At 41.8% G+C, this 12,920-nt stretch carries 11 protein-coding genes; 8 read left to right on the top strand and 3 right to left on the bottom strand.

All coding sequences use genetic code 11. The annotated features are described in order from the left end of the window. Nucleotides 1-262: 262 nt before the first annotated feature. A complete protein-coding gene (locus EAE89_RS17750) occupies nt 263-1,303 on the bottom strand; it encodes a fucose-binding lectin II (protein ID WP_214086329.1) in 1,041 nt (346 codons plus the stop codon). 725 nt (nt 1,304-2,028) lie between these two features. Between EAE89_RS17750 and EAE89_RS17745 the strand changes: the two genes are divergently transcribed. Then, a complete protein-coding gene (locus EAE89_RS17745; RefSeq protein WP_214086328.1) occupies nt 2,029-2,595 on the top strand; it encodes a rhomboid family intramembrane serine protease in 567 nt (188 codons plus the stop codon). 146 nt (nt 2,596-2,741) lie between these two features. Here the strand turns inward: EAE89_RS17745 and EAE89_RS17740 are convergent, their stop codons facing one another. Further along, nucleotides 2,742-4,190 (bottom strand): flavin-containing monooxygenase, encoded by a 1,449-nt coding sequence (locus EAE89_RS17740; RefSeq protein WP_054478967.1) that lies wholly within the window; start codon nt 4,188-4,190, stop codon nt 2,742-2,744. A 134-nt stretch (nt 4,191-4,324) separates the two neighbouring features. Then, nucleotides 4,325-4,837 (bottom strand): helix-turn-helix domain-containing protein, encoded by a 513-nt coding sequence (locus tag EAE89_RS17735; RefSeq protein WP_054478964.1) that lies wholly within the window; start codon nt 4,835-4,837, stop codon nt 4,325-4,327. Nucleotides 4,838-5,173: 336 nt separating this feature from the next. On the opposite strand from EAE89_RS17735, the gene EAE89_RS17730 reads away from it, so the two are divergent. The 7 genes from EAE89_RS17730 to EAE89_RS17700 form a co-directional block, all read left to right on the top strand. After that, a complete protein-coding gene (locus EAE89_RS17730) occupies nt 5,174-6,379 on the top strand; it encodes an MFS transporter (protein WP_054478961.1) in 1,206 nt (401 codons plus the stop codon). 197 nt (nt 6,380-6,576) lie between these two features. Next, on the top strand, nt 6,577-7,017 hold the full coding sequence (locus tag EAE89_RS17725) for a hypothetical protein (protein WP_214086327.1): 441 nt from the start codon (nt 6,577-6,579) through the stop codon (nt 7,015-7,017). Between the two features lie 979 nt (nt 7,018-7,996). Next, nucleotides 7,997-8,494, top strand: a complete 498-nt coding sequence (gene tssB, locus EAE89_RS17720; RefSeq protein WP_054478956.1) for a type VI secretion system contractile sheath small subunit — start codon at nt 7,997-7,999, stop codon at nt 8,492-8,494. A gap of 40 nt (nt 8,495-8,534) precedes the next feature. Further along, a complete protein-coding gene (gene tssC, locus EAE89_RS17715) occupies nt 8,535-10,073 on the top strand; it encodes a type VI secretion system contractile sheath large subunit (protein ID WP_214086326.1) in 1,539 nt (512 codons plus the stop codon). A gap of 108 nt (nt 10,074-10,181) precedes the next feature. Continuing rightward, on the top strand, nt 10,182-10,697 hold the full coding sequence (tli1a, locus tag EAE89_RS17710) for a Tli1a family immunity protein (RefSeq protein WP_214086325.1): 516 nt from the start codon (nt 10,182-10,184) through the stop codon (nt 10,695-10,697). A gap of 50 nt (nt 10,698-10,747) precedes the next feature. Next, nucleotides 10,748-11,263 carry a Tli1a family immunity protein gene (tli1a, locus tag EAE89_RS17705; protein ID WP_214086341.1) on the top strand — a complete coding sequence of 172 codons (516 nt, stop codon included), beginning with the start codon at nt 10,748-10,750 and terminating at the stop codon, nt 11,261-11,263. Continuing rightward, the coding region (locus tag EAE89_RS17700; RefSeq protein WP_214086324.1) for a T6SS phospholipase effector Tle1-like catalytic domain-containing protein at nt 11,251-12,920 on the top strand (1,670 nt) is incomplete at its 3' end. The genes tli1a (EAE89_RS17705) and EAE89_RS17700, both read left to right, overlap by 13 nt.

Here is a 12,920-nt window from a genome sequence, read left to right as displayed (position 1 = left end):
TATATTGATAAGTTGTTTATTGATTTAATGGTGTTGTTTTTTTGCAAAAATATAAATATATACTAAGTGATAAGATTTATATGAAGAAAATGAGATTGAAAACACGATTTTATATTTTTGTTTAATGTATTTTTGATGTTTATATAATAACATATTAGAAATATATTAAATTGACGATGCTGTCGTGTAAAAAAGCGGCATTATGCCGCTTTTTTATTGATAAGTGTTATCGCTGTTGGTAGCGGGATTTACTCAGGAATCTTTAATCTTTAATCTTCACTAACGGCCAATTTAACATTAACACGGTGTCGTTGTAATTATTATTGATGCCATTTTCAACCCCAATAATCGCTGTTCCTGGTTTTCCATCAAGGGTGTTATCGAAATAACGCAATTTGCTTGGTTTGCGATTCCCTGTAATTTCAAAACAGACTTTGCCTGTACCTGACTTATAGATTTTAGTTCCTATTAGATTATCTATTCCCTTGCTGGCTAATGTATCTACCAGACGATCGTCAATATACACTTTTATTGTTTGCTGATGAATATCGGTATTAGAATAGGCTGTCAGGCTAAATCTAATACTGGGAGGTAACTGGAGGCAATATTTACCCGTATCACTATTGCCACATGTTCCGCCACAGCTTCCATTATTGCTACTGCCTAATAAATCGGCATCGACTGACACTGCTGCTTGAATTTTGTGGAAAGTGACGCCATGCCAATAAGTTTGGATGGATATAGGTCCGACATCAATAGTATTTGAGTTTGTATTATATCGGATATAATAATTGTCTTTGAATAAGTAGATAAGAGAACCAGCAATGTTTTTCCATAAAACAACGGCATCCAGATTTGCACTGAATCCTGCGTAATCGCCGGTAGTTCCCCATCTGTCTGAAATAGTTTTCTTACTAATCGTGTGTGAACTGACAGTATAATCAATACAATCGTGGCCTTTAAAGAAACAAACAACATCTTGTTTTGTATCAATCCATTCTGTAGCGGCATCTATCCCATTTTCAAATTCGGTGCCTCTCAATCCGGGCCAGCCTTCTATAATCTGTTTTGGTCCTTCACTGACCTGTGCTTTTGCGATATCGAATTTAAGATATTGAGGTCCTTTAAAGAAGTATAAATAACCATTCAAATTGACCACATCGTCAATATGTCGTTGAAACTCGACAGGAAGGTTAGGCCAATTTCTACTAATAGGTTGGGGAGTGTCCCCTTTATTTATTTGTGTATCATCATGATATTTAATGTTTTCTGAATTAAGAAATAAGTAGGTATTGGTATTCATTGCTATATCCTTTATGTTAATAAGGTCTTAATATACCCGTTATCTTTCAAGTTGCCTCTTTGTTGGCTGGACTAGTCATAGAGTAGTTATCTATGCTCCTAGGGATTCGCTTCCCTTGCCGTCTTGATGCATCTTGAAATCCATTGGGTATATATTATTCAAGTTTTATGTTTTAGCTAAAATAAGGTAAGTATGATATTAAGAATGTTTTATTTTAATTCTGTCATATTGCTTGCCTAATTGATGCTAAAGGGTGATTTTCATTATTTAAATTAATGCCACTTGTGGGTCAGGATCAACGTTATATATTGGTAAATCTTTGATGGATTTAATGACGTAATCTTTTTGTGGGTAAGTTAATATATGGTAAGGTGGAAGTGTATATTAATTAAATAAGGTTGAAAATGTTATTTTATGTTTTTATTTTTCTGATTGGTAATTAAATGATATTTAAAAGTATATTTGATTGGTGGTTTTTTTCTGTTATTATTTTGATGAAGGATAATATCTCTTTTTTGTAATCCTAGGGTGGAGTGAAAAAGTGATTAATTTCCGCTTTATTTACTTGATTTATTAAGTTGAATTGATTGCTTTAAAATAAAGTTTCGCTCTCATATCAAAATTGTTAAATTACAAACGGTGGTGATAATGCCAACTCTGATTATAATACCTTTTTGAGACTGGGATTCGTTTTGATTTCCAATAAATGATAAGGCAACAACACAGTGAAAACAGAGCTAAAAAAACGCTTTCGTATCCTAATAGGATTAGCAGCAACACTGATCATAATCCAATTGTTTGATACTTTAACCGGTGGCACTCTAAGTAATTTCGGTATCCTTCCCCGATACGCCCAAGGGTTAATTGGTATTCCACTCTCTCCATTCCTGCATGGTAACTGGGGGCACTTATTCAGCAATCTCCCCGTATTATTAGTATTGAGTGCCTTACTTATGGCGCACTCCATTCGTTATTATGTGCTAGCCAGTTTGTTTATTATCTTTATGGAAGGAACATTAGTTTGGTTATTTGGGCGCACGGCTATTCATATTGGTGCCAGTGGTTGGGTTTTTGGTCTATGGGGATTACTGCTGGCTAATGCCTTTTTCCTGAGAAGAGCGAAAGATTTCTTCTTTGCGATTCTGGTGTTTGTGTACTACGGTGGGATCGTGTTTGGCTTATTACCGTGGCAAGAAGATATTTCAACGGAAGGGCATATCTTTGGTGTGATATCTGGGCTGATTTTTTCTTGGTTGTCAAAGAAATGGGCAATAACGAGCTATACCCAATAGATTTCAAGTTGCAGCGCGGCGGCAAGAGAACGCATCCTCAGGAGCATAAATAACGATGTGACTGGGATAAGTGAAAGCAGCCCGTTTATAATAACGGGCTGGCAATAATGACGGGATATAACCCCTGATTTTTTGATTTCTTGTGGTTATGTCCATTTCAACGCAGCATCATCGACAGGCTGCCCCAAAACCTGTTTATCTTTATTGAAATCATGCGGAACTTGCCAGGTTGCACTGCGTCCTTGACGAGGAAGAGCATCCTTTGCTCGTTTTACATAACCAGATTGCAAGGCACTAAAAATATTTTCGTCCTCCAGCATTTCACCCGGTTGCGCATAGGGTGTCACAACCGTAGCACTGCGGCGGTCCATCTCGTTTAATAAACGGCAGATGTATTCCGCAGATAGATCAACTTTCAACGTCCAGGCGTTATTGATATAACCAAACACACAGGCAAAATTAGGGATATCTTGTATCAACGTCCCCTTATAGAGCATTCGACTATGACCTTGCTGTTTTTGCCCATCAATTGAGAGTTCAATTCCACCAATAAAATGTAATTTCAGTCCAGTTGCTGTAACTATAATATCTGCGGGTAATTCCTTGCCGGATTGTAATTGGATACCGTTTTCAGTTAGGCGTTCAATATGGTCAGTAACGATAGACGCTTTACCTTCTTTCAGTACTTTAAATAGGTTACTGCTGGGAATAAAACACAGCCGTTCATCCCATGGCATGTACTTTGGAGTAAGGTGCTTCATGTCAAAATTTGGGCCGACACGCTTACGAGCGGATGCCAGTAAAAACGATTTTAATAAGTTAGGGAAATATCGACTCATCTTATAAAGTAAGCGCTGTAGAAAGAGATTGCGATTTCTACTCAATGTGTAAATCCAGCGCTGCGGAATAATACCTTTGCAGAACTCTGCTATCTTATCCCTTCCAGGTATTGAAAGAAAATAACTAGGGGAGCGTTGTAACATCGTAATATGTTCAGTCTCATTTGCCATTGCAGGAAGTAAAGTCACTGCTGTTGCGCCGCTACCAATCACAACAACCCGCTTTCCTTTGTAATTTAATCCTTCAGGCCAGTGTTGAGGATGAATTACCGGGCCTTTAAAATCTTCGATGCCGGGAAATTTAGGTAAATAAGGTTCATCATAGTTGTAATAACCTGTTGCAGCGACGAGAAAATGACAGGTAAATTGCCGGGTTTCCCCACTGATTTCGTCAATCGCGATAATGGTCCACTGGCGAGTCGCATTTGACCAGTCAGTATGAGTGATTTTTAGCCCAAACTGTATTTTCTTATCAACTTCATATTCTTTTGCCGTTGCATTGATATAACTTTTAATTGAAGGTCCATCGGCAAAAACACTGGTATCTGTCCAGGGACGGAATTTATAGCCATAGCTCATCATATCTGTATCTGAGCGAATGCCTGGATAGCGAAATAAGTCCCAAGTACCGCCCATCGTATGGCGACGCTCTAGGATAATAAACTGCTTATCAGGACATTTCTTGGTTAAATGACATGCTACACCAATGCCGGCAACACCGGCGCCAATAATCAAAACATCATAATGGTTATTCATTGTTATCTCTCCTGCAAGGTCATTTTTTGATGAAATCAAGTCATGTTATTTGTTTATTCAGAGCGAGTTTTGCCACACCTACATCCCACCTCATTATTAACGCTAAAGGGTGAATTGGCGCGGCTATATTAATTTCAACTTGAAAAGATATATAACCCGTGGCTGGACGACTGGCTGAGCATGGCGTTTTTTATTTTCCCGTCGATGGATTGTGATTGTGGGCATTTAACCCACGAAAGGCTGGCGGGGATTTTCACGTGACGGTGCTCAAGCTGGCAATATTTCTCAAAGTTGACGAACCCGATTGAATTGCGGTTATCACTTTTCTTCTTAAATACCGGGACCCTGGTGGAGAGTGTCTTATCAAAATAACGCATCCATGCGTCATGAAGATCTTTAAATTTTTGCTGAAGGTTGTTTGTGTAGGCTTTGGACAAAAAGGCCGTTTCAGGCGCTTTCTTCCCGTGGATCAGCTTCCGGTTTAACTCGAAGGCTGACGGCAACTTTTGACCTAAATCAAGCAGGCGCTTTGTTTCTGCCAGCCTAACATTCCAGATGAAGCAAGCCCAGCCACAGCACGGGCGTAAACGCTGCGCTTGCTGTTCAGTTGGTTCCAGCCGGAATTTGTAAGCTTTCAGAATGAGCATTATTTATTCAGCATGTAGTCTATTTTATGATAAATATACCGTATTAAGTGACCGTGACAATGCAAAAGTTCCAGATAAATCGTTCTCGTCACACTGCTTTTTTACTGCTTATTCATCTCGTTTTTCAGCGAGGCTGACTCCTTGTTGCCATTACCTCCAGATTGCTTCTAACAATGAATAATAGGTATCTGAAATTAATTTCGGTTTGGCAACCGCAGTCGTTTAGTTATGTCGGGCGCTCACTACGATGATACATGGCGCTTTTTTAATTGGTGTGTGATGTAAATTGGTTTATCTTATCAATGAAATTTATACCAACAGGAATTTGAACTCATAATGTCAAAGTTAATTGGAAATAATCAGATAGTTGTTATTGCAATGGTTATTGCATTAGTACAATTTATTAATGCACTAGAATACATGATGGTAACTCCGCTTTTTGTTTATATGTCTAGTGATTTTCACATGCCCGTGACTATGGCGGGGGTTATTGCCGGTACTTATGTTTTCTCCTCCGTATTTTCTGGTCTGGCCTCTTATTTTTTTATCGATCGCTTTAATAAAAGAAAGGTACTCATTTTAAATACTCTGTTTCTCGGCCTGATTACATTCCTGACGATTTTCTCTTCAGAGCCATATCAACTTATTCTGCTACGTACAATTGCGGGTCTGTTTGGTGGAGTGACATTGGGGGTAGGAATTGGGATCTTACTTAATAATTCACCGGAAAGTATGCGGGGAAAAGTGCTGGGAATTGCGTTTTCATCTTTTTCATTTGTTAGCATTTTAGGTATACCGTTGTGCTTATATTTGGCCGAGAGCTTTAACTGGAAAGTATCTTTTTTATTTATCGTTATTTTATGCATAGTGAGTTTGCCTCTGATTCTCTTCTTAATCCCAGGTGCAGAGAAAGTACAATATAATAAGAATAAAATAGTGCTGACCAAAAAAATAACATTGGCTGGGATGGCAAGTGGTGTTAGTAACTTTAGCCCCTTTATGCTTATTCCGATACTTGCTCCGTTATTAACAAATGTGTTTTATATCCCGGAAAAACATGTTTCACTAGTATTCTTTTTCGGGGGTATCGCGTCATGGTTTGGAACTTATTTAACAGGAAAACTTTGCGATAGATATCCTCCTCAGAAAATTATCCTCGCAGCGGCGACTTTATTTATTGTTAATATTTTTCTGGGATTGACGGGAAAAATAGATGGATATGTTTTCTTCTCACTTTTTATGTTCGCTACTTATGTACAGGTTATGGCGGCAAATGTGATTGCCTCTTATGCTTCAACGCCTGAAAACCGGGCAGGTTTCGGCGCCCTTCAGATGGCATTATCCAACTTAGGTGCCGGTGTCGTGTTTTTCTTTTCTTCCATCTTTTTAAACGGTAAAGAGATTACGGCTGAAAGCGTACAACCTATTTTCATATTGTCTATGGTTAGCGCCCTAATATTGCCTGTATATGTAAGAAAATTAGCTCAGGTGTTAAACCGAGATACTAAGAATTTAATAAATAATTCTCACGGCAACAGTTAATATATGTGTGATCTAGCCTTAATGGTAAAATGTAGATTTTGAGCTATATTTAAAATTAAGGCTAATCATTGACACAGCATAATAAACGTGATTAATAAAGGGTAAATGTTATTGAGAGTATAATGTTACTGGATGAAATTATTATAAAGTTTAATCATGATTACTATTGGGTTCATTAAATTATATGGGTGGATAAGATGGCAGAAAAATTAATTAGCATTAAGAATAAACCCGCTGTTAATATTATCGCAGGGGTGACAAATATTAAATTCATTCATAATAAAACACCTTGTAAGGCTATAATTGAGCATGGATATATTTCCAGAAAACGATTTACTGTAGATAGGATGTCTGAATGGAGTGGCGATTTGTGGGCCCCATGGATAAGTGATAAATATGAACTTAATAAAGCTATTCATATTTACACCGGAAGAGAATTAAAATCTGAATTAGAAATTGACATTTGGATATTTCAGGATTATTGGAATCCACCAAATGTAAATGCGATTAAGTATTCCATAAATAAAAATTTCAATTATGACAACGCATTAGAAATTCCTGGTAATAATCGGGGGGGCGGTAATAAGACACTGATTTTAGAACTTAATGGTAATAATATTGATCTGAAAATGATATAGTATGAAATGATTAGGTATTAAATATATTTCTACTAGATACATTTGCTGAGATGAAAATATTTCTCCGCGTGTTGTTCAATATTTTAATTTCCTTGCTTATGGCTTAGATTACTGACGGTCAGGTAGGCTCTTATTTGAGTGGACGGTTAAGTTGTTAAAATTCTGATACGCGCAGAAATAATTTATCCGGTTTATTATCTATTCACTAAGTTATAGTTATCTATAATAAGAAGCTTTTAAGCGAATTTTAGTTTGGACCGAAAGAATTATCCCTTGGGTGCCATATATACGGTCTGGTTTCTGCGCGTTAATTGCATATACCTGTTATCTTTCAAGTTGCTGCTTTGTTGGCTGTGTTCTCTTGCCGCCGTGCTGCAAATTGAAATCTATTGGGTATATATTTAATTATTTATTGGTAAAATCAGATTTTTGTATCAGTAATGTTTGTTGGTGTGGATTTTTATATGCAAACAATAATGTAATTAATAATCAATATCATTTAAAGCATGTCATAAAATAAGACGGCAGAATGACAATGATGATTGTCAGATATTTATTACGTACTATTGTTTATTTTTACTTATTTTTACAAAACAGGGTGAAAACTTATATTTTATAATTAGTTGCAAAATGTCATTAAAAACTATCTGTATTTTATTTTCATTTATTTTTATTTAATTGTGTTTTGTTTGTCTTTTGTTGAAGTTTGTCCATTTATCATCTCCTGTAAGCTAAATTTTAATCTTTGGCAGATGCTTTCTACTGCTGCTTTGCTTTAAGGTGGCGGTGAAGCTATGGTTATTTCATGTTGGTCGATTTTTTTAGTGGATTCGTTAATTAAGATGTCATTATTCGTCACCTCTAATTTGCAGCGTCTGTTAACTGCCTATTCGGAAATATTTGATTCAGCGAGCTCTTGCTGAAATTAGTCATGACATGAAAATTATCCCTTTATTTACTTTTTATGGAGGAGCCATCAATGGCTGCGAGTTTTCAAAATGAAGTTCCTAAAGCGCGTATTAATATTAAATTGGATCTACATACTGGTGGGGCGCAGAAAAAAGTTGAGCTGCCGCTGAAATTATTGGTAATGGGCGATTACAGCAACGGACAGGAACAGCGACCGCTCTTGGAAAGAGAAAAAGTTAATATCAATAAAAATAATTTTGACAGTGTACTCACTGAATTTAGCCCTGCCGTTAATTTGACAGTTGAAAATACCCTTGCTGAAGACGGAAATGAAATGAATATTAATCTCACTTTCCGGCAAATAAAAGACTTTGAGCCTGAGCAAGTCGCCCGGCAAATTCCGCAACTACGAGCGCTACTTTCCATGCGCAATCTATTGCGCGACCTGAAATCCAACCTACTTGACAATGTCACGTTTCGCCGCGAGCTGGAACATATTCTCCGGGATGACCAACTGAGTGATGAACTGCGCGTGGAACTGGCTGCACTGGCCGCGCAAGAAGATTGATTATCACACTATTTTCTTTTCATGAAATTTGATTCAGGAGATGTTAATGACTTCACAAGAACAAGCCGCTTCTGCTACGGAAACTACGACCTACAGCGAAGGCGGCGTCTACCCATCTTTATTTAAGAAAATTAATTTACAGCCGATCGAACGGTTGAATGATTTCGATCTTTTTCAGAACAACGATGCGTTGGCTGATGTGACGGTTGATGAGAGAGTGACGGCGGCGGTTAGTGTTTTTCTTACGTTGCTGAAAGAATCGGCGCAAACAGTTAAGCGACTGGATAAAGCTTTGCTGGATCATCATATCGGTGAGCTGGACCGCCAAATCAGTCGCCAACTGGATGTGGTCATGCACCACCCGGCATTCCAGCAGGTGGAATCGGTTTGGCGGAGCCTGGAATTTCTGGTTGACCGGACGGATTTCCGTCAGAACGTCAGAATTGAAGTGCTGGATGTGTCGAAGGATGATTTGCAGCAGGATTTTGACGATGCCCCAGAAATTGTGCAAAGCGGTTTTTATCGCCATACCTACATTCAGGAATATGATACGCCGGGCGGTGAACCCATTGGATCGGTGATTGCCAACTATGAATTTGGTGCCGGATCGCAGGATATTGCCCTGTTGCGCAATATCGCTAAAGTGGCGGCAGCGGCGCATATGCCCTTTATCGCTGCTGCTAGCCCGGCTTTTTTCGGTAAGGAAACCATGGAAGAAGTCGCGTCAATTAAAGACATTGGTAACTACTTTGACCGCGCTGAATATATCAAGTGGAAATCCTTCCGTGACAGCGACGATGCCCGCTATATCGGCCTGACATTGCCGAGGGTGTTAGGACGTTTGCCGTATGGCCCGGATACCGTGCCGGTGCGAACGTTTAATTATATTGAGCAGGTTAAAGGTCCGGATCACAGTAAATACTTGTGGACTAATGCGGCTTTTGCGTTTGCGGCCAACATGGTGAAAAGCTTTGTGAAAAATGGTTGGTGTGTGCAGATCCGCGGGCCACAAGCGGGTGGGGCGGTGACTGATTTGCCGATCCATTTCTACGATTTGGGAATGGGTAATCAGGCAAAAATTCCCTCAGAAGTCATGATCCCGGAAACCCGCGAGTTTGAATTTGCCAATTTGGGATTTATCCCGCTCTCTTACTACAAAAACCGCGATTACGCTTGCTTCTTCTCCGCTAACTCGACGCAGAAACCAACGGTATATGACACCGGCGAAGCCACGGCTAACAGCCGGATTAATGCGCGTCTGCCGTATATCTTCCTGCTGTCCCGCATTGCCCATTACCTGAAATTGATCCAACGGGAAAACATCGGCACCACCAAAGATCGGCGTCTGCTTGAAATTGAGCTGAACAACTGGATCAACACGCTGGTGACGGAGATGACCGATCCGTCTGACGATCTGCAAGCTTCGCATCCACTGCGTGAAGCGCGAGTGATCGTTGAGGATATTGACGACAACCCGGGATTCTTCCGGGTCAGGCTGTATGCGGTGCCACACTTTCAGGTCGAAGGGATTGACGTCAATCTGTCTTTGGTTTCTCAGATGCCGAAGGCGAAAGAGTAAAAATCGGGAAATATCAGAATGGAGGAGATACCTGTGGGATTACGGTGCATTTCTATAATGCTTACAGGCATCTCAAAGCCAGATTATGCCTTATTAAAGGAGAGAAAGATGAAAAAACACCGAGTTAAATGGTCGGTTTTATGCCTGTTACTGGCGGCGTGTAGCCAGTTTCCGGCGCAGGCCGGCGTGATTATCGCGATTAACCATACCAAGTGGGCGATTAACCGGTTCAGTGTGGATGATAATCCCGGTATCGATAGTATCGGGCCATATCAGGGCGGTGGCGGTGGCTGTTGCTATCGGGCTCCGGAGAAATGGAAACCGGGGATGACGGTCAAGGTGGATTGGGAAACCGGGGTGGCTTTCTCCGACGATTTTCCCGGATATGCAAATAGGGAGAAATATTTGGCATGGAGGGAAAAAATCGATGCTCAGAACCGCCAGCATAGTCAGGTAGTACCAGTGCCTTATTATCAGAATGGGGGAGATACCTGCGGGATTACAGTGCATTTCTTGCCCTGTGATCAGATTAAAGTCACGACCTCTTGTGACGCCTACGGTAGCCCAAACTACCCGATTAAAGAACCGTTGAAAATGAAGGAGCCAAAAGTATGTCCGAAATAATGCCGACAGGCATCTCAAAGCCAGATTATGCCTTATTGAAGGAGAGAAAGATGAAAAAACACCGGTTTAAATGGGCGGTTTTATGCCTGTTACTGGCGGCGTGTAGTCAGTTTCCGGCGCAGGCTGGCGTGATTATCGCGATTAACCATACCAAGTGGGCGATTAACCGGTTCAGTGTGGATGATACGCCGGGTATCGATATTATCGGACCGTATCAGGGCGGTGGCGGTGGTTGTTGCTATAGCGTGCCAGCGAAATGGAAACCGGGGATGACGGTCCGGGTAGATTGGGAGGCCGGTGAAGCATCAACAAAGGGTTTTCCCGGTTTTGCTGATGAAGAAAAATATTTAGCTTGGCGTAATAAATTACGAGCTAATAATCGCCAGCATAGCCGGGTAGTGCCGGTGCCTTATTATCAGAATGGGGGAGATACCTGCGGGATTACGGTGCATTTCTTGCCCTGTGATCAGATTAAAGTCACGACCTCTTGTTACGCCTACGGTAGCCCAAACTACCCGATTAAAGAACCGTTAGAAATGAAGGAGCCGACAGTATGTCCGAAATAAATCATAACGATGCGGTCTGGTTGCCAGCCCCTTTTCCCGTCGATGGGCGGTTGCCGTCTAAACGCTATCTGGTCGGGCAAAATTGTCACCGTCAGACCAGTGATGAAAGGGCTTACCATCAGGAATTGTGTCTGGCGGCAGAGCGCCGGGTGATACCGCCTTGCTGTAAAACGTTGCATGTCAGCCTGTTTTTTGATGGTACTGGTAATAATTTGTATAACGACCTTTATCAGGCTGTTCCTCACCATCCGACTAATATCGTTCGGCTGTTTCAGGCGACGATTGGGGCCGGTTATGCGGGTGGGGCGGCAGGTAAGCCGTTACTGGATGATGTCGAAAGCACCGGGGGAAAGTACTTTAAGTATTATATTCCCGGTGTGGGTACCCCCTTCCCGGAAATTAATGAGCTGGATTACAGCACGTGGGGGCTGGCTTTTGCTGACCGGGGTGAGGACCGGATCAACTGGGCGTTGCTGCGGTTGATTGATGTCCTTGGCTTTAGCCTGACACAAAAACAGATGACCAACAGTGAAAGTCAAAAATCCCTTGAGTCGATGTCCACCACCTGGCACACACTGGGCCTGGGAGGGGCGCATAACCGTTATAGCGAGTTTTATAAGCAGTTTGCCCGTTTAAAACGTGAGCTAAAAGTAGCCCGCAGCCAGCCCGGTCGGGGCAAATCCAAATTGCTGGGGATGAAGTTGTATGTGTATGGTTTTTCCCGTGGGGCAGCAGAGGCCCGGGCTTTTGTCAACTGGCTGGCTGAATTGTTGCCGCCTCCGAAAGGGGATGACCTGAAGCCATCACCGTGTCTGCAAGCGAAAAACGAAACCGACCCGGATTGTAACCTGCCCATCAGTGTGGAGTTTCTCGGGCTGTTTGACACGGTGGCGTCGGTTGGAGTGAGCCATATGGTTCCTGTCGTTGAGGGGCATATGGCCTGGGCCGACGGCACGCAGGAGCTGCCATCGGAGGAGATTTACGGCGGGTTGGTGAAACGCTGTGTGCATCTGGTCTCGACCCATGAACAGCGGCTGAGTTTCCCGATGGATTCGATTCGCCGTTCCGACGGGACCTACCCGACCGGTAGCACCGAGGTGATTTATCCCGGGGTGCATTCTGATTTGGGGGGTGGGTATCCGCCGGGAGATCAGGGTAAGGCGAGAGGGGAAAACGATAGCCTCCTTTTATCCCAGATTGCTTTGCATGAAATGTATGCCGCGGCGTTTGATTCTGGTGCACCTTTAAAAGTACCAGAAGATGCTGTGCCTACAGATTTATCCAGTAATATTTGGCGTAAAATGCCACTTGATGTAATTGATGAGTTTCTGATTAGCTCACAACTCATCAACCGCTTCAACGCCTGGCGCAAAGTCACTTTGGGACTTGATATGCCGGAACAACCGCTGTCCGCCGAAGAGGCTGCCCGTTTTGAGCCGGTACGGTCAACTGTGGCGCTGGAGCAGGCCATGAAAAACCAGATGGACTGGCTGACTGCCTGGCGTATCGAACGCTACGCCAATGGAAGGCTACTCAGTACGCCGTTTTTTCTTGCCGCCCCTAACCGTGACGCGGATAAGGCGCATTATGCGCAGAGTGAACAGGCGAGGAAAGACAGGCAGGATGCTGTGTCAAAGAAACGGAAAGCCCAGCGACT

The sequence above is a fragment of the Photorhabdus heterorhabditis genome, from assembly GCF_018448905.1.
Taxonomy (GTDB): domain Bacteria; phylum Pseudomonadota; class Gammaproteobacteria; order Enterobacterales; family Enterobacteriaceae; genus Photorhabdus; species Photorhabdus heterorhabditis.
Note: the sequence above shows the minus strand (reverse complement) of the source record. Positions and strands in the feature narration are given on the sequence as shown.